5 protein-coding genes, 3 tRNA genes and 1 pseudogene are annotated in these 20,088 nt (G+C 45.4%); all 9 read left to right on the forward strand.

Features of this window, described 5'->3' with window-relative positions; all coding sequences use genetic code 11:
• The first annotated feature begins 91 nt into the window (after positions 1-91).
• Positions 92-164 (forward strand) — tRNA-Arg (locus tag ACLD5M_RS03430).
• A 1,076-nt stretch (positions 165-1,240) separates the two neighbouring features.
• Positions 1,241-6,400 carry a Rib/alpha-like domain-containing protein gene (locus tag ACLD5M_RS03435; protein ID WP_410314617.1) on the forward strand — a complete coding sequence of 1,720 codons (5,160 nt, stop codon included), beginning with the start codon at positions 1,241-1,243 and terminating at the stop codon, positions 6,398-6,400.
• A 164-nt stretch (positions 6,401-6,564) separates the two neighbouring features.
• On the forward strand, positions 6,565-8,271 hold the full coding sequence (locus tag ACLD5M_RS03440; RefSeq protein WP_410314618.1) for a SpaH/EbpB family LPXTG-anchored major pilin: 1,707 nt from the start codon (positions 6,565-6,567) through the stop codon (positions 8,269-8,271).
• 694 nt (positions 8,272-8,965) lie between these two features.
• Entirely contained in the window at positions 8,966-10,129 is a 1,164-nt protein-coding gene (locus ACLD5M_RS03445; RefSeq protein ID WP_410314619.1) for a class C sortase, read from the forward strand.
• A gap of 886 nt (positions 10,130-11,015) precedes the next feature.
• Positions 11,016-17,215 (forward strand): annotated as a pseudogene (locus ACLD5M_RS03450) (S8 family serine peptidase).
• 729 nt (positions 17,216-17,944) lie between these two features.
• Positions 17,945-18,018, forward strand: a tRNA-Lys gene (locus ACLD5M_RS03455).
• A gap of 110 nt (positions 18,019-18,128) precedes the next feature.
• Entirely contained in the window at positions 18,129-19,529 is a 1,401-nt protein-coding gene (gene xseA, locus ACLD5M_RS03460; RefSeq protein WP_410314639.1) for an exodeoxyribonuclease VII large subunit, read from the forward strand.
• A gap of 45 nt (positions 19,530-19,574) precedes the next feature.
• Complete coding sequence (locus tag ACLD5M_RS03465; protein ID WP_019260809.1) at positions 19,575-19,895, forward strand: exodeoxyribonuclease VII small subunit; 321 nt, start codon at positions 19,575-19,577, stop codon at positions 19,893-19,895.
• A gap of 44 nt (positions 19,896-19,939) precedes the next feature.
• Positions 19,940-20,012, forward strand: a tRNA-Arg gene (locus ACLD5M_RS03470).
• Positions 20,013-20,088: the final 76 nt, after the last annotated feature.

Consider the following 20,088-nt stretch of genomic DNA (forward strand, 5'->3'; position numbering starts at 1 on the left):
CGCTCCGAGTTGCTTTCGCGCGCGCTGTGCTGCGCTCAAGCAGGTCGTCACGCCTTGCATCCCCACTGGCGTGTATACTTTCTCGAGTCGCGGGCCTGTAGCTCAGTGGATAGAGCGTCTGCCTCCGGAGCAGAAGGTCGTGGGTTCGAGTCCCATTAGGCCCACTTTTGATTTTCTTGCGTATTGCGCGTGCAACTTTTCTCGCGTTGGCGCGACGACTGCTTGAGCGCTGCGATTTAGCGCGCGATGACTTGCTTTCTGCGCGAGTGTCTCATTTTGCCCATTTTGGGACACTGGTGCAGATGAGTTACTGCGTTATTGTCTCTGTTTGGTTGTTTTCGGACATTAGTGCAGATTGCGTACTGCGTTAGGGTCTCATTTTGCTTGTTTTGAGACATTCGTGCAGTACTATTACTGCGCGCGTGTCTGAAGACCGGCGTAGTGAAACATTTGCCGTGTATTTTTACTGGCGTTTGTTGTCGGTTTGGTCGCGGCTGACCACATTTGCCGTGCAATTTTCCGTCGTTTGTTGTCGGTTTGGGTTGGAATCTCGCCCGTCCGCTCTACCACAGCATATAGCACCACGCTGCGCGCAGCATACCTACATGTAGTATTTTAGCCCGTGGAAGCGGCCGGCTTTAGACACGCCGAAGACGCAATTTCCTCGTTTTGGCGTCGGAAATTATTCATTCTAAATGCATTTTTCAGTAGATTTTTTAGCGATACTAGTAGATTGTAGGAATTTTTCCATATGTGTGATTATATGCAATATTATATGCCCTTTTTGCTTGAAATCGTTCATGGGGGGGGGGTATAAATACTAAAGGCTTTAAAAGTACCATACTATTTTACTGACCGCTTTAGTCGCCGCACTTGCGTATAGGGCTTATAGGTATGTATACTCTCTACCTGTGGTTGGATTGCTGCGCTGCGCTGCATTGCTATGCGCGGCACTGCTACTAGCTTAGAGTTGGCTTGAGCACTTGGCTTTGAGTGTGACTAGTAGCGCTACTTATTAGTAGTACTACTGATTGGTTGGTTGACGGTTGGTTGACTAGTTAGCTTCGGTTGGGAGCTTGCTGATTAGCAGGGTAGATAGAAGGCTGCGGTTGGCTGCTTTCTAGATAGAAGGCTACGTCTTCTCTGCTACACAGCTGCTACACAGCTGCTACACAGTATGGTTACGCGAGGTTTAGAGGCTGCGGCTTTTGCGGCAGCGAAGGATTAGGAAGGCGAGAGAATGTTACCAGCAAAGTTCCGTGGATTCGCATCACGAGTGGGTCGTCTTGCGTCGCGCGCTTTGGCTTGGCATAAGACCAGCGAGCGCGATGCAGCGCTCAACGCTACCTCCACCACCTCCAGCACCTCCAGCACCGCACGCACTTCTCGCACCTTACTCCGCGCAATACTAGCGTTTTTTGTAGCCGCCGCCACGCTCCTTGCAATGCTCATCTTGCCGCCAGTGAATAAGGCGAAGGCTGGTGGTAAGGCTAATGTTTTTTGGGATTATATAGGTACAGGCTATATTTCTCCTTCTTCTGTTGATAATCATGACATATGGCGTGATATTGATTTTCAAAATCCAGTTATTAAAACAGAAAACGTTAATGGACGTAAAAAAACTACTATTACTTGGGAAGTCTTATACAATAAAGAGGCTTGCAGAATTAAAGCAATGGAAAATCCACTTATGAAGTGTGATCCTAAGGATGGTTCACATTCTTATGATGGTCAACCTGAATTTTATGCTGTTCTTCCTTCAGGTGTTAAAGATGAAACTGTTAGGATTACGCGTTATAGGACTGAGTTCGATAGAACCGGATTTTATAACGGTCGTCCTGCAAAATTCTATAGTTGGCATCTTAGAGGTAATGAAAATGAAGAGCCAGGAAAGTTTAACTCTGGCACTAATGTGACTAGAGTTCCAGGTGATGCTGAGTATGATGAGCTATGGAATCAACATATTGCAACATGTGGCATATTTTCAAATGAAGCATGCGAAGCTTGGAATTGGAAAAAACAAGGTAAATTCGGTAGATTATTTAAAACATGGGAACAGAACAATAGCGTAAGTGGTATTCGTTGGATTATCTCCGCTGAAGTTAAAGATAATCAAGATCCTTACAATTTGCCTTTCATGGCAGGGTTTGTTTCTTACAGAAATGGATCAGATAAGAATAAGTTTATTATTTGGGGTCCGTATGATCATGATGGTGATGGCATACCTGATTCTAAAGAATGGCATTATGGTTTTAATCCAACGAGCAATGATGATGTTCAATTTCCAAAAAAATCTAAAAAAGATGCCGTATATGGTGAAATTACTGATGTAGATCCATATTTTAAAACTGGCCATTGGGATGGCACGGCTGAACAGGGTAAATGGATATACGATAATACAGAGAAACCATTTGAACAAACTGATACAGGTATAACATTTTCTTTCAAAAAGAGTGGAGGGAAAGAGTTATTACCAAATGGTGTTACAAAGGCTAATAATCCTAACAGCATGCAACCTGGTCAAGCTTATATTGACCCTATAACAGGTAAAATTAAGTATAATCCAAAGAAAACCGATAGAGGTCATACTATACATTTTGACGTTCAAATCACTTACCCTAATCCAAGTGCGAATAGTTGTAAATATAAGCAACAAGTTGAGCAAGTCAAAGGCGTTGATATACACATTGTCTCTCAAGCATCCGTGTACAACCCGCATTACGACGAAACGGTTGTTAACTACGATACGAATAATAATAGGTTTAATCCTACTGATAGCAAAGAGCCTAAGAGTGTAAAAGATAGCCAAAAGCCGTGGGTTAGGGAAGGCGCGTTGCCTAGTGGTTCTACCTTTAAGTTAGAGAAGTACACTCAATACACTTCTCCTGTGCTTGATTGGTCTAAGATTGATTCAAAAAATACAGGAAACGGTAAAGTGACGTTTAGCCCGTCTAAAACAGAAGCTGGTACAAGTGATAAGACCCCTGTACTTGTTACGTATCCGGATGGTTCTACGTCTAAAGATAGTGACGCAGGTAATTATGACAAGGTTGTATATGCTCCTGTTAAAGTGCAAGAGTTGCCTGTTACAGACGGCGATTTGCATCTTAACCTTTACGACGGTACGCAAATAAATAACGGTCAGTTTGGTGGCTGGAGCTTTGGAGATGCGAATAAGCCTAAAGAGCTTTCTAAGGGCACGAAAATAGGTGCGCCAAAAGACAACAAGAATAACGGCATTGTGCTTGATTCGTGGGCTAATAACGCCAAAGGTCCTATTACCTTCCGCGCCGTGTGCCATAAGAAGAATGACACTAAGTATAAGCTGCTTAAGCCTGCCGAGGGCAATAGTAAGGCTAGTGGGGACATTAATGGCTTGCAGTTTGAAGAATTCCGCCAGTGGAAGAGGGGTAATGATAAGAATTGCAAGGATAAGAATACTTGTGATTTAAATACATACCTTCACAATAGCGAATACAACAAAGACACTATGGAGCGTTCGCGCGCGCTGATTGGCGGCAAGCCTAAGGAAGGCGGCGAGTACGAGTGTAAGGTGTTCGCGTTCCACCAGGCTCACGATGGTAAAGGTACGCAGCATAACGGTGCGCTCACAAAGTTTGATAAGTTAGCTAAAGACAACGGCGCAGGTTTTGTCTTTGCTTTTGATACTGGTGCTTTTGCATCCGTCAAGGGCAAAGAGTGGGTTTCTGGCAACTTCTACTTTAAAATCAAGCTCAAAGACAGCCAAAAGTATAATCCGACTTATAAGACGATTCCAACGATTCAAGCTGGTACGTTTGCTAATAAGGAGACTAATAGCTCCGGTCAGCCAAAGAGCCACACGAAGATTACGGTGAATGGCAAGCAGGTAAACGCTAACGGTGTTCCAGATGAAGACTTGGGCGGCGTTGAAGATGGCAAAGCTCTTCCACCAGGCACGTGGTTTGAGATTAAGAAGCTTGTTAAGAAGGTTGATAAAACGCAACCTGACAAGTTCCCATACGAGAAGGAACTTTGGTCTAACTTTGAGGGCGGCGAAGACAATAAGGCAGATGGCAAGAACGAGGCAAAAGATAAAGACCCTAAGTCAGTTCGCGAATACGGCTCCGTCACATTCCGTCCAGATAAGTGGAAAGACGCTGGGCAGTACTGGGCCGAGGTTGTTGTGCACTACCCAGACGGTTCTGCTTCAAGCGATGACGACTCTATTAACTACAAGCACCCTGTGTATGCAAAGGTGAATGTTACGCGCGACGACAAGGATAATCAACTTTATCTTAACCTGTATAAGCGCTACTTCGATATAGGCATGGGAGACGGCTACGACCTTAAAGTAGGCAAGTCGCTACCTAACGACGCAACCTTCGATTCGTGGATGACTAAGTCTGTTGGTAAGTTGCATCAGCATGTAATCTGCTCCAAGAAGGGTAAGGATGGCAAGTATAGCGATTATACTTACAACACTCTGCCTGGTCATGTTAATAACACGAAGTCGAAGGATGAGAACGAAAAAGACGGCTTGAGGTTTAAGAGCCAGAAAATCTGGGAGCACGCTAGCTTTAAGCAGCAGAAGCAGTGCCGTCTTGATAAGAGATGCGATAAAGACAACTATCTATACGACATTGACGGCGCTTCCGAGCAGACGCGCGGATATTTTGGCGGAAAGGCTCAAAAGACTGGCGACTACAAGTGCAAGGTCTACGTTATAAGTGGCAAAGATAAGTCTGAGGCGTTTGCGAATGCTGTTAAGGTTAATATAAAGAAGAGCACTTCCAAAGACCCAGCTGCTGGTCTGTTTGATAAGACTAAGGACGATAAGTATCCGTACGGTGAAGATGGTAAGGGTTATAAGATTGGCTCGTTCGAGATTCGTATTCACAACGACAACCACTTCTACAACCCGAAGTATGTTGATGTGAACGTTACGGCTGGTCAAAAGGTTGAGAATGCTGTGCCGCAAAGCGTTAAGAGCGCTAACGGTGCGGATAAATACCAGGATGCTGTGAAGGCTGGTGCGCTTCCGGATGGAACTTGGTTTGAGTTTAAGGATGCTACTCACGGCTTTGAGGTAAATGCTGACGGAACTAAGGGAAAGCAGGTTTCTCTAGACTGGTCGTATTGGGCCGGTAACGCCGCAGATAAAGCAGGTGATCAGAGCAATAAGCCTGACAATCCTAAAGATCCTAATAATCACAATGGCAAGCACAGTGCCAATGGTGACGGCACTCGTTACGGAAAGGTGACCTTCCACCCAGATCAATCTGTTGCTCCTAAAGCGTACTTTAAAGAGATTGTCATCCATTATCCGGATGGCTCCACTTCGGACGACCCGGATTCTGGAAACAACGGTAAGCCTGTGTATGCGAAAGTTATAGTTGGAGGCTTAGGTGGAGCCGACAAGGATCTTAAGATGACATTGCTCAGGTCTAAAGACGCTGATCCTGTTCATGACACGCTTGATGCTGGTAATTCTCTTACCGTTATGAGCGGCACGAGCCTTACTAAGAACCCGTATGTGCTTGCGTGGAGCTTGAAAGATCGTAGCAATATTTCATTGCGCATGATGTGCACTAAGCAAGGCGAGCAAAAGTGGAGCCGCGGGCTTGACGATACGCTCAATATGCACTTGAACCAGAATTATGGTGAAGGTGTGCAGCCTTGGAAGTTTGCAACTGCTGATCAGCGAAAGTCTTGCAGTCAAGACAGTAAGAATTGCAATGATAACTTGCTATATGGCTTCACGAAGAATAAAGATCCGAACAGCATAGAAAGCGCTGTGTCTCGCAGTGAAGACGATATTGCTGGCGTACCTCAAAAGGCTGGAAATTACACCTGCGCTGTGTTTGCGTTGAAGCCGAATGCGCTGACGGTGTTTGATAAAACTGTTAATGGAAGTCTTATTGAGGGTAACAAGTATTCGTCTACGGATATGAAAAGGGTTCAGCTTACAGGATTAAAGTCTGCTGTTGATTGGAACAGAATTTCCTTCGACGTGAACGTGATTGATCCGCCTAAATTCGCTCTGCCAAAGACCGGCGGCGAGGGGATGAGCATGGCGCTGCTGGTGGTGGCGATGATTGGCATGTGCGTTATGTGCGGCGCGTTCTTCGTTGATCAGACGAAGTGGGGTCACGCGATGCTCGTCGGCGCGGTTGGTGGTGTCGCTGGCGCGGCTGCTGGCATGATGCGCGGTTTGCGCGGCGCTACACAAAATAGCAACAGCAACAGTAACAGTAAGATTTCCGAAATTTGGCGCGGTTTAGTCAAAAAAGTCAAGGATATTAGGCGATTTGACGATTATTCTGCGTCCGTAAAAGATTTTGTCTGCAAAGTCACCGGATGGTTGCGCGCCGCATTTAGGCGCGTCAGAAGGTGGGCTACCGAAAGGTGGCGATGCTGATGAAAACATTTGCACGCAAACCTGCACGTCGGCTGGTCTAAAGACGCAACTGGCTCGCAAGCTTGCATGCGATTCGCGCTAAAACTTGTTGCGCAGAAAAATTAAAAATAAACGTATTTTCCTCAAAACCTGCCCCAAAAGGGGCCTGAACAAAGGAGAAGAAAGTGAATAAATTCACTAAACAATGCGTGGCCGCTGTGGCCTCGCTCGCAATGGCTGGCACGCTGTGCGTCGCCGGCGCCGTGGTGGCTGGCAGCTCCGCGTGGGCTGTTGATGGGACTGAATGCACAGCCAACAAGGCACCATGGGATACAACCCAAACCGCCAACTGCGTTGGTTCCATCACCATCAAGAAGTATGAGGATAAGGGTAATGGTGATACATCCGTTCCTCTTCCTGGTGCTAAATTCAAGGTACAAAGAGTTACGAAGCTTTCTACCTCTGATACCACAAACACAGATCTCAAAGATTATAAGAACTGGGAAGCTCTTGCTACTAAGGTGAAATCTCTTAACGATAATCCTAATCAGGCAGGCATGGAATTTGATGCAAGTGCTAGGAAAGAAGCTGTAACAGGTTCTGATGGTTCGAAGAAATTCAGCAATCTTCCTATCGGCCTTTATAAGGTAGAAGAAACACAGCCAGCACCTGGCCACTCTAATGACGTTACACCGTTCTACATGACTATTCCAGAAATCACTCATGAAGCAAATAAGCAAGTTACCTATGACTACAATGTAACTGCAAAACCAAAGAATCAGAGCCTTGCTGGTAAGATTACGAAGACTCTTGTTCGCGGTGAAAATGAGACAGCATTTGTGGGTAATGGCGATACCATGACCTACAAGATTTCTGCTGCTGTGACTAGTAATACCGATACAAAGCGTGATAGTTGGACTAAGGATGATCTGACGGGATACACTGTATTCGATCAGGCTCCTGCAGGTGTATTCAATGACTATACGGCAGCTGTTGTTAAGTCTGCAACAGTGGTTTATAAAGAAAACGGTACTACAGATAAATCTGTACCTTTGAAAGATGATAAAGGTACTAATAATATCTCTGTTGCTACTGAAGATGTTAAAGGTAAAGATAACAATACAACCGTAGCAACACGTATTAAGGTTTCTTTCAATGAAACTGGATTAACAAGCATCGCAACAGCAGCTAAAGCTGACGCTAATGCAAAGGTAGAAGTTGAATTTGCGTTCACGATTAAGGATCCTACGCAAGTCACTGAAAAGAGTTTCACCAATAAGTCTGGTTTTATTCCGGGACAGGGTAAGAATAAGCCAACTCCAACCCCAGAAGTTCCAGGCGATGGTGGCTCAACGGTTACATCCAATTACGGATACTTACAGGTGAACAAGTACGACGGTACTTTTAAATCAACAGATGCGAATACTCAGACGTCTAAGCCTAAGCTCGCTGGCGCTAAGTTCAAGCTCTTCGCTAAGAAGACTGATGCTGACGCATGTGCTGCAAATACAAGCGCAACTGAATGCCAAAACGCTTCAAAGGTTGGCGAACTCACTACTGTTGACGGTGGTAAGTTCCAAACTCCTGTGAAGGTTGTTGTTGATGATTCAACGCACCCATTCTACATTGTTGAGACTGAAGCTCCAGCTAACTATGAGCGCGATCATCAGGCCCATAAAGCAGTTGTTCTTGCAACTTCCACGGAACAAAATCCTACATCCGTCGACATTGCTAACGTGCCAACAAAGGACAACGGTTCTTGGTTCCACCTTCCAAAGACCGGTGCTGCTGGCGTTGTGATCTTCGCATTGGCTGGCGTGTGCTTGGTGTGCTTCGGCATCTTCGTCTTCATGCGTAACCGCAAGAAGGATGAAGAGCAGCAGGCTGCATGATTCTTCGCAATTCTTCAGAATTGCAATCAGCTAGGCGATTAAAGCTGTAAACGCGCTTCGCGCGAGATTTTAATCGCCTGGCTATAATTAAATACTCAGCAGGCTGCACTGTGTTCGCGCTTTGCGCGAGCATCCCTCTTCTTCGCACAGTGCAGTCTGCTGTCTTATTTTTCTTTTTTGAAAACATGGCTTTTTGACCACAAACTTCGTAAATTCTCCGGCGTTTGTGGCCGTAACGGCTAAAGCCGACAACAAATGCCAGGTTATTTTCCCGTATTTGTTTCTGAAGCTTTGCACCAATGCTCTGCAGACGCTGATTCCTGTTGATCAGCGAACACTAACATTCTCGCTGCTGCACACTCCACGCCAGGCACTACTCCTACCACACCACAAAACACTAGCGGTTTTACTAATAGTGAGAGATAGGAATTGCTTGTCGAGCAATATAAAAGCGGAGCGATAGTAATATCTTTTTGATAAATAAATATTTTTGAAAGAAAGTAACTAAAAAACTAAACTTAACTATGCAACCTTTAAGTCTAAATAAGGTATAAGAGCGTAGCGCTGCGAGACAAGTAATTCCTATCTCTCACAGCACTTCAGAAAACACGCCAGCCAAAAATCAGTCAAAACTCATAGACGATACTCAAAAATCAGTAAATCAAAGATAAGAAAAACACGAAACGGAGGAAGCATGAAATTAAACAGCGCCGTTACGAAAGTATATGTTTTCCTCAACAAAATCTCCCAAAATAAGCTTTTCAAAAACCAAACTAACCAAACTAATCAAACTAACCAACCTAACCAAACTAACTTAACCGCATCACCTGCAACCGAATCAGACGCAACTCAAATTATCCCTACCCAAATCACCCTTAATCAAACTAACGAAACCAATCAAACCGACGCACCAAATCAACCAAAGCCTCACGCCGCCCACAAATCCCAGCAAAAATCTATGCTCCGTAAAATCGTTGAGCCAATAGCCTTCGTGCTCGCGGGCCTGCTGTGCTTTGCGTATCCGGTGTGCTCCACGCTTTGGAATAATCGCGTTTCTAAGGAAATTTCTTCCGAGTACGATAAATATAATCACGATCAGGCTGGCGATGTGCGTCGTGCTCATCTGCGCGCGGCTCGCCGCTATAATGCGCGTCATAAGGCGATTATTACGTCTGATCCGTACGATGGCACAACGGATTACATGAATAAGCCGGAGTATAAGGAGTACGCCAAGCAGCTTGATGAGCCTATGGGCATTATGGGTATTGTGAAGATTCCGAAGATTGGCGTGAAGCTGCCGATTTACCATGGTAGTTCGCAGGAGGTTTTGGCGCATGGTGCGGGCCACTTGTATGGCATGGATTTGCCGGTGGGCGGTAAGAATCGTCATGCGGTGGTGACGGCGCATACGGGTTTGCCGGATGCCACGATGTTCGACGATTTGGTGAATTTGAAGAAGGGCGACTATTTTTACTTTGATGTGCAGGGGGAGACGCTGCGTTACAAGGTGTTTCGCATTAGCGTGGTCGATCCGCACGACATAAGCTTGCTGCAGCGCGAGAAGGGGCGCGACCTTGCGACGCTGCTTACGTGTACCCCGTATGGCGTTAACTCGCACAGACTGTTGGTGACTGGATACCGCGTGCTGCCGGATCCGGTGAAGGCGCCGGAGGATCGCGTGCAGTGGCCGCTTTGGATGACGCTGTTTGTGCTCGCTATGATTCTGACGTTTGCGGTGTTGGCAACGATGGTTGCGACTTTGTGGCGTAAGAAGCGCGATGAGATTTATGTGCGCGGACGGCATTTGCTGGCGGTGTCGCGCAATGTGCTGAGTAAGTTGCGTCGCGGTGGTGTGTGATGCGGTGTGATGCGTTGTGATGCGTTACTCGCGCAGTAGCTAATCTGCGCTAGTAACTAATGTTGGCTGTTTATCGTTACTCGCGCAGCGCGAACGATTTGCCTGAGCGCAGCATTGCGCGCGTTTGGAGCGACAAAGTAGTGTCAACGCTCCAAACGCCGTAAACTTTCCCCGCGCTTGGAGCGCTACGCAGCCTCAAACCCTCCAAACGTGAGAAGCTTTACCCGCGTTTGGAGGGTTTTGGGTTGTGTTTTGCTACAAATGTGGGGTAACGCTCTCGCCGTGTAAAGTTTCTGCCGTTTGCATCTATCGTCGGTTGGCTGAAAAATTTACGGTTTATATTGCGCAACGCACTAACATTTGTTGGTAATTAGCTCTAAATTTCTTAAAAAATAGTAACATTATGTATTTTTTCTCAAGTTTCATGTAAATTATATGTTAATACAGAATTTTTTCTATGTTGACATCGCAGAAAATATTTGTGTAAAAAGGGCTAAATTAAGCCATTTTTTATATAAAATGTGATTTTCTTCATATTTTTGTTTGTGAAAACGCAATTTATTTGGAATTGTTTCTGTCTCAAACAGTGCTAGAGTTTGTGAAAAATATTTTTGTTGCACCTGCTGAAAAGTGGCATTATTTGTTGATTTATATGGGTGGGGGGTATATCTCCCATTTGATATTTAGCGGAAATGCTTTAAATGAGCGTAACAAAAATATTTACACCGATATATGAAATTGTGCTGGAAATTTTGCATATATTGCACAAAGTTTCCAAGGAAATTTCACTTGCAGAATTTGGGATTAGTACCAACATTTTCTTGTGAAGTATCTATAAGCACTTTTCATTGGGTAGTTAACCACTATTTTGAAGGAGAGTATGTTTATGAAGTTCAAACGAACGTCATATCTGACTCGTTTAGCAGCATTAGGCGTTGCTGCGGCGACGCTTATGGTGCCGCTTGCTGATGTTTCTCCAGCGTTTGCGAAAGAAACATCAGGCACAGAATTCATTGCAGCGTCTGCCAAAACGCGTAAAAACACGAATTTCACCCCAGAACAGCTGCGTCACATTAATCCAACTCTTGCTAAAGCTTTTGAGAATTACGGTAAAAAAGATCAATTTAATAAAAATTCAAATGCTCAAGTGACTGTTGTTGTCACGTTGAAAAATAATCATCCGCAGCTCACTGATTATGATGAAAAAGCCAACATTCATGAGCAGGATGTTTTAATTAACCGCGTAAAGTCAAAGTACAATATGACGGTTCGTCGCAAAGTTGGTTATTTAATGAGTGCTTTTGAAGCTACTCTTCCTGAAAATCATATTCAAGCTTTGCGAAAGGAGCCAGGTGTAGTTTCTGTTGCAAAAGAACGCTTGTATTATCCAATGGAAAATTATGCTCGCGATTTGCAAGGCGTGCAGACGGTGTTTAAAAAGCATCATCTTGATGGAACTGGAATGCTGGTTTCCATCATCGATACCGGCATAGATCCAACTCACCAAGATATGAAGCTTGATGCTTCAGCTAAGCAACATCTTCGATTACAACCAACAGGTAAAGGCGACACTACTGACAAAGTTCCTGCAGGTTTCAATTATGCCGATGAAAACGATAACTTCACAGACTCTGGTGCAGAACAGCACGGTATGCATGTGGCTGGTATTGTTGCTGCAAATGGTGATGAACAGGATTCTCCTGCTTCAGAACATCATCGCGTTGATGGTGTAGCTCCAAACGCTCAGCTGCTTGCTATGAAAGTGTTCTCAAATAATCCTGAGGCACATGGCGCTCGCGATGTTGATATTGTTGCTGCAATCGAAGATTCCGTAAAACTTGGCGCCGATATTATCAACATGTCTCTCGGTTCAACTAATGGTTTTGCTGGAACTTCTAATGCCACTTCAATTGCACTTAAAAAGGCTCGCGAAGCTGGTTCACTACCGGTGATTTCTGCTGGAAACTCTGGCTTGAACTTTTCTCCTTCCGGCGGTGAGGATGATGCGCTTGGCAAGTGGGATGATGCTACTCTCGGCTCTCCATCTTCTTATCCTTCCGCTTTCAGCGTTGCTTCTGTAGAAAATTCCAACATTACGCAGCAAGCAGCAAACTGGACAGGGAAAGATGGCAAATCTCACGCAGTGCCATACAATCTTGCCATTGGTTCTTTAATAGACGCAGTATCTCAGCATGAACTTGTGGATGCTAAAAAAGCTACTGAAACTGATGTTAAAGATCTTGATCTTAAAGATAAGTATGCTCTTGTAGAACGTGGTGGCATTACTTTTACGGAAAAGTTTAAGAATGCTATTGCTAAAGGCGCTAAAGGTGTGATTGTTTATAATCACGACAAAGATTCATCCATGTTTATTGGAATGGGCGGATTGGAGAAAATCAAGGATTGCTTTGGTGCGTCCATACCTCGTTCTTATGCATTGCAAATTCTTACTGCTTTACATAAAGGCGAGAAAGTGAAGATAGCTTTCACGAACCAATTCACTACTATTGTTAATCCAGATAACGGTAAGCCTTCAACCTTCACTTCTTGGGGACCAACGCCAGAACTTGATTTAAACCTCATATTGCTGGCATTGGTGGTAACGTGTGGTCTACGCAGAATGGCAATAAATACACGAGCATGTCCGGTACTTCTATGGCTGCTCCAAACGTTTCCGGTCTTTCGGCGTTAGTGATGGAAAGCTATAAGAATCGTTTCCCTAAGCTTAAAAAGTCTGAAATGGCTACCCGTGTAAGCCAAGCATTAATGAATACAGCAAGTATTATTGGACGTAAAGATTCTGCAGATAGTAAGCAGATTCCGTATGCTCCTCGTCAAATTGGCGCTGGCTTAGCTCAGGTCGATAAAGCTGTTGCTACTAACGTGATTGCAACAGTCGATGGCAATTCGTACGTGGCTCTTAGAAACGTGAATGCTGATCGCAACTTTACAGTTACTTTACATAATTATGGTAAGAATCCAGTAAAATTTGCTGTCCCAGATCAGGATGTTGTCAATGAGTCTAATGAGGCCAATAAAGATACAGTAACCTCTATTAGTGATACTGAAACGTTGCAATCAAAAACGCGTGAAGTTACAGTAAAGCCTGGGAAAACCGCTGGTGTGAAGTTTACGTTAAGCCCAGATCGTTCTAAAGGCAATCATTATATTGAAGGTTGGGTGCGTTTTGAATCGCTGAGCGATACTCAGCCAGATGTTGCTGTGCCATACCTCGGTTTCGTAGGCGATTGGAATGCTGAACCAATTATGGTAAAGCCGGGAGAAAGCTATGGTGCAGATCATAGTGATCTTACGACTTCTTTACTTTCTGTAGCAGGCAGTATGGGCAAACTTCCAGTCAATAATGAAACTAAGCCGTATGTACTTGGTGAATTTTCACCTGCAAATCAAGATGGGTGGATGGATTACGTTGTGCCATCTATGTCTATGTTCCGAGGTGCGTCTGACATAAAGTATTCTGTGTTGGATTCTCATCATAAAACTAAGATTGTTCTTGGAACAGAATACAATGTAAATCGTTCTACTATCTCTGATGCTAGTGCAACCGACGGTTTAGCTGGAAATTTCGACGGGTCTGTGTGGAATCCAAAAACAAGTAGGTTTGACATTCTTCCTGATGGATGGTATACGTATCGCATTCAGGCTCGCTTAGGAGATAAGTTTGATTGGCAAACTTATGACATGAAGGTAGCAATCGATAATCATGGACCTAAAGTCACAGTATCTGATCGTGATGCTAACGGCAATGTGAAGATTGTTATTAGTGATGAATTGAGTCCTGATCCTGGCGTACCAACTATTCATCTTCCTGGTGTAAAAGATGCTTTGAACTATGGTGATGAAGATACTCAATGTCCGTTGAATGAAGCAACTCGTACGCGAGTGTGCAAGCCTATCCACATTGGTACGGACGCGCCATATATAGATGTGCTTGCTCGAGACAATGCTATGAACCCAACTGAGGTTAAGAAGGTGTTCAATAAGCATACTCGAAAAAATGCAAATGGTAAGGAAGAAGAAATATCGACTAGGAACATTATTATTCCAAATGAAAAAGTTCTTACTTCCCGCCAAATTAAAGCTAATGCTCTAGAAGAAAGTAAAACTAACCCGAATATTAATGGCAAGTTCTACATCGAAGGATACCTTACTGATAACGTCGCATCTATACAAGCTTACGTAACTCCTAAGGACGGTAAAAAGCAGCAAGTTACGAATGCTGCAAAACGCAAGGATGAGAATACTTTCTACGCGTTTGTGCCGCTGAAAAATGGCGAAAATACTGTGATCTTTAAGGCGTACGATGCAAAAGGTGATCGTCTTGGTAATAAGAAACTTAAGCTAACGTTCAACGCGCAAGCTCCAAACATTACCATGAATGGTCTTGACAACAAGGGTAATTTGCCTGTATCTGCAGATGGTAAAGTAACTGTTGCTGGTAAAGTAACGGACACTCCTGGAGATACTGTAAAACTAAAGTTGAAGTATCAGAAAGCTGCTGACAATACTACTTCAGCTAATGTTGTTGCTGGTTCGGGTGCCACTCATACTACTGCATCTTCTTCGCAAGCTGTTTCTGGAGCTAATACAACTTCAAAAGCGAGTATTAATGCAAATGTAAAGCAAGCAGAGGCGGCTGCAGCTGGTAAGGAAACTGAAGAAGTGGTAACTGTTGGCAAAGACGGTAGCTTTAAAACAGTGATTACTCCTGCTGCTAAAGCTGTGACGGTAACGCTCGTAGCTACAGATTCCGCAGAAAATAGCACTACTATGGGTCTAGCGCTTGCTGGTCGTGCAACTGCTACACCTGAAGCTCCACAGACAAAAGATTTCGTGCTTACTAATGCCGGTTCTATGGGTTCTTATGCGTGGTTAGTGCATAAGAAAGCTTATGGATCAGATGTTATTGGCAAAAATTATTTTGTTGCTCAAGGCGAAGTGGGTGCTAATGTAACGAGTGTACTGTTCACTCCAGCTACGCGAATTGATGCCAAAACCAAGAAGTTCGTAACTCCAAACCCATTGCGCGCGAATATTAAGAATGGCAAGTTTAGCGTAAAGTTGCCGATGCATCCAGGAATCAACGATTTCCGCTTGCAAGTAAATACAAAAGCAACTGACGAAGATGCTGATGAAGACGATGAAACGAATGTAATCGATACTCCTGCAGCTTTCTACTTCGACATTACGCCTCCAACAGCACGTTTTGACACGCCAAAGTTGTACGGACATACGTTATTTACAAATCGCGATACCGTTACCTTTAGTGGCAATGTGTCGGATGATGCTTTCGGTCAAACTTTGCGAATTAATAATGATTCTGTAGGTGATTTCTACACTTTGGATACGAATGGTACTGAAGTAACTCGTCGCCAATTCTCAACTGATATTCCAGTAAACGATGGTGACAAGTTGCTGCTGCACTTAAGTGATCAGGTTGAATCTCATTTACTCGGTGTGATTCCTGTTGTGCTTGATGAAACGGATCCAAAAGTTGAAGCTGGTTTGGTTGAAGGTGAAGAGATTGCTGATGGTCATGAAATCACTGTTCGAGCAACAGATGATCATTTGAAGTCTTTGCGTGTTATGGTTGATGGTCGTCCAGTAGCGTATACGGAAAATTATCTTCCAGTAAATACTGTTGAAAGCACCTTAGTTGATGTGAAGAACATCAACGATAATCCAACTCCAGATAAGCCAGATTCTACAACATTAACGTTGAAGATTCCGACTGAAAAGTTGGCTGATGGCACTCACACGCTTACTATTGAGGTGACTGATTTTGCTGGCAATACTGCTAGCGATACCAGTGATAATAGTGCTGATGCTACTGCGTACACATTTATTGTGAAGCGTAGTAAGAAACATACTGATGGTGAGAAGCCAGGTAAGCCGGGTAAGCCGGGTGATCACAAGGGTGAGAAGCCAGGTAAGCCAGGTAAGCCAAGCAAGCCAGGTAAGCCAAGCAAGCCGGGTAAGCCAAGCAAGCCAGGTAAGCCAGGCAAGCCGGGTAAGCCAGGCAAACCAGGCAAGCCAAGCAAGCCAAGCAAACCGGGTAAGCCAGGCAAGCCAGGCAAGAAGCCAGCTCCTGCTCCAAAGCCAACTCCAAAAAAGCCGGAAACTAAGGATGAATCAACTCAAACGGATTCAGCTCCGCTGCCTCCTGTTTCTACAGCAGAATTCACAAAGAATCTGATTGCTTTAGATACTAAGGAAATTGTTGCTGGCAAGGAACAGAGTGTGTATGTTTCTGGAAAACCTGCAGCTTTGAATAATGCTAAGAAAGATGCTCGCATGTATGCGTTCATCTACTCTACGCCTCAGCAGCTTAAGGGTGAAGATGGTCATGATTATGTAACAGTGCGTGCTGATGAGAACGGCAAGTACTACTTCAAAGCTATGATTCCAGCTGGTTTAACTGGCAAACATACCATTTTGCTTATGGATGCTGATGGTAGTCAGCTTGCTTCTGGTGAAGTGACTGTGTCTGCTGCACACGTTGCTGATGTCGATACTCAGTCTGACAATATGCCAGCTCCGAAGAAGCCAGCTGAATCTAAGCCAGCTCCGAAGAAGCCGGCTGAGAAGAAGCCTGAATCTAAGCCTGCTGAGAAAAAGCTAGAACATACTGGTCAGAGTCATTCAGATCGTGTTAATAATAGCCATTCTGCTAATCGTTCCTTTACTAAGAAAGGAAAGAATGCTAGTGGTTCTGTTCATGCTTCTGCAGAGTCGAAGTCAGGTGCTACAGAAGGTGGTGAGAATCATGAGAGTGCTAATGCCGTCACTGCAAATAAGTCCGACAGTGTTCAGTCTGAATCTAATGGCGCTACTGATAATAACAGTGCTAACAATTCTGCTGGTGTTGATGCTGGTAACTCAAGTAAGGAACAGACTGCTGAACGTGCAACTGCAAAGGAACTGACTTCAAAGTTAGCTGTTACTGGCAGTGGTGTTGTTGCTGCAGTTGTGACCTTCTTGGTACTGATGGTAAGTGGTGCAATAACATTCACCACGCGTCGCCATGGAGTGCATGCTGGTTCTAACGCTGCTGTTCGCAAATAAAACAATATAACTAAAAATAAAACTCGTGATTAGTTAAAAAGCTAAGAATGAGTGAATAAATGAAAAATGACTGAATTTAGTATTGGATTTTTGCATATTGAAAGATTTCAGTATTGAGTTTTGATTTTGCTAATTAATCTAAGTTTAGTTGTTGCTAACGGCTGGTAAAAGTGTCCACTGCTCTTATGAGTGTGTGGGCACTTTTTACTAATGGTGATAAGAATAAATATTCACACAGGTCGAACTCTGTTGAAATTGCAAGAGTTGTAAATCTTCTTCGCTAGATTACTATGAAAGAAGCACGACGATTTGCTTGAGCGTTGCGGTTTAGCGCGCGCGTTTGGAGCGCCGCACAACCCCAAACCCTCCAAACGCCGTAAACTTTCCCCGCGTTTGGAGAGTCTAACCCACCAAAACCCTCCAAATGCGAGATGATTCTCTCATGTTTGGAGTTCCCAACATGCAAGCGCTACCGCATTAGTGTATTGAGAATAAACCTATTGGCCGTCAGATTGTGCTTTCTTAAGGATATAAAGAAAGCACAATCGTTTGCGCTCCGACATTGAAAGCACACTGTGCTTTCAGCATTGAGTCGTCGCTACCGCATTGAGCTTGCTTGAAGCGCGCAATGCAGCTTCAAGCAAGGGCAATGCGACACGCCGGCTTGCGTACGCTCTCATTCTGAGTATAGTAGTTACTCGGTTCGCAAAGCGGGCCAAGATAACCAACGCCCCTTTAGCTCAGTTGGTTAGAGCAGCTGACTCTTAATCAGCGTGTCCAGGGTTCGAATCCCTGAGGGGGCACAAGCAAAACCCAAGCTTCGCGCTTGGGTTTTTTCGTATCAATCTCCACACGCAACGAAGCTCTCTTTGTCCCTCTTTGCAGTCAATCTTGAAGTATGACCTCGTCGAATATGATGCCGCAATTATTCCAGGATGATGCGCAGCCCGAGCAGCCGCCACAAAATCTTGCGCCGCTTGCTCAGCCGCTTGCTCAGCCGCTTACTCAGCCGCTTACTCCGCAGCAAGCTCAGCCGCGCCAGCTTCCTCTAAAAGCTGCCGACACAACCGCCGAAAATCCGTGGCCTGTTGCCGTCTTAAGCCAAAAGTTCCACAGCGCCGTCGAACGCTGGCCATCCGTGTGGATTGAGGGTCAAATCGTCGAAATCAACATGCGCCGCGCTTCTTCCGGCTACATCACTCTTCGCGACAGCAACGAGGAAGTCTCGATTTCCGTGATGGGCTTTAGCAATTTCGTGCAGCAGGCGCGCGAACTTCGCCAAGGCGACCGCGTAGTTGTTCACGGCAAGGCTGATATTTGGGTAAAAGCCACGCGTTTAAGCTTCGTTGCGGACGAAATTCGCCGCGTCGGCGCCGGCGACTTAAAAGCGCAAATTGACGAGTTGCGTAAAAAACTTAAGGGTGAGGGCCTGTTTGACGCTGAAAATAAGGTTCCACTGCCGGAGTTTCCTAAGTGCATCGGCCTCGTGTGTGCTCCTCAAGCGCGCGCTGAGGGCGATGTTATTACGAACGTGAATTTGCGCTGGCCTGTTACGCGCTTCAAGGTTGTTCACGCGCACGTGCAGGGCGTGCAGTGTCCGTCGGATATTATTGCCGCAATCAACCAGCTCGACGCGGACCCAGAGGTTGACGTTATTATCGTTGCTCGAGGCGGTGGCAGTTTTGAGGATTTGATTGGTTTTTCGGACGAGGGCGTGGTTCGCGCAACGGCTGCGTGCGTGACTCCGATTGTGTCTGCAATCGGCCACGAGGACGATTGGACGCTTATCGATTTGGCGGCGGATTTGCGCGCGTCGACTCCTACGGATGCTGCAAAGCGCGTGGTTCCGGACGTTCGCGAGCAGTGGCAGCTTATTGATAACGCGCTGCAAACTATGCGCATGCGAATTTCTGCGCGCGTTGACAATGAGATTCGTCTCGTTGAGGGTTATGCGAATCGCCCGAGCCTTACGCGCCCGAGCACTATGCTTGAGCCGCACGAGTTGTTTGTTAATCAGGCTGTTGAGAGAATGCGTCACGGTTTGGTGCGACTTCTTGACGACGCGAGCTTGACTGTTGAGAAAGCGCACGCGAGCTTGACTGCGTTAAGTCCGCAATCGACGTTGAACCGCGGGTACGCTGTAGTGCAGCTTAGCGGTGGGCGAGTGCTTGACGACTCGGCTTTAGCGAAAGTTGGCGACGATATGACTGTTACGCTTAAAAGCGGCGTTGTTCTTGGCAAGGTGACTGGCACTAAGTCTGCTGCCGTAAAGTCGGCTGCCGTAAATCCGTCTGCCGTAAAGTCAAGTAAGTAATTTTTTAGATATTTTAGATATTTTAGATATAGCGAAAGGTTAGATATGAGCGAGAAAGTAACGAAAAAGGCTGAAGAATCAGCAGAAAGCACAGAATTCGCAAGCACTCTTACGAAAGAAGAGCGCGCTGCGATTGAGGCGATGCCATACGAAGAGGCTCGCGAAAAGCTTGTTCAGGCGGTTCAGGCGCTGGAAGCTGGCGGTTTGACGCTCGACCAGTCCATGCGTCAGTGGGAGATTGGTGAGGCGTTGGCAAAGCGCGCTCAGGGTTTGCTTGCCACGGTTCGCGCCAAGTTGGACGCGGCGCAGGCGGAGCAGTCGGCGACGGCGGCGACGGCTGGCACGCAGTCTAATCTTGAGGATTAGTGCGCGCCGCAGTGACACGCCATAGTGTATAATTGCCATTTGTTGCCTCGGTAGCTCAGTGGATAGAGCACCACTCTCCTAAAGTGGGTGTCGTCAGTTCGATTCTGATCCGGGGCACTTTTATTACTTATTTACTTTGTTCGTATTATTCGCGAGTCGCGAAATTCTTCCTAATGTTAGGGGATAGTGTTAG

This window comes from Gardnerella sp. Marseille-Q9185 (assembly GCF_046508745.1).
Taxonomy (GTDB): Bacteria; Actinomycetota; Actinomycetes; order Actinomycetales; family Bifidobacteriaceae; genus Bifidobacterium; species Bifidobacterium greenwoodii.

Bases quoted from the DNA above. Each gene is read 5' to 3' on its own strand.
- ACLD5M_RS03465 (WP_019260809.1), top strand. From the start codon at position 19,575: ATGAGCGAGAAAGTAACGAAAAAGGCTGAAGAATCAGCAGAAAGCACA.
- xseA (WP_410314639.1), top strand. From the start codon at position 18,129: ATGATGCCGCAATTATTCCAGGATGATGCGCAGCCCGAGCAGCCGCCA.
- ACLD5M_RS03435 (WP_410314617.1), top strand. From the start codon at position 1,241: ATGTTACCAGCAAAGTTCCGTGGATTCGCATCACGAGTGGGTCGTCTT.
- ACLD5M_RS03445 (WP_410314619.1), top strand. From the start codon at position 8,966: ATGAAATTAAACAGCGCCGTTACGAAAGTATATGTTTTCCTCAACAAA.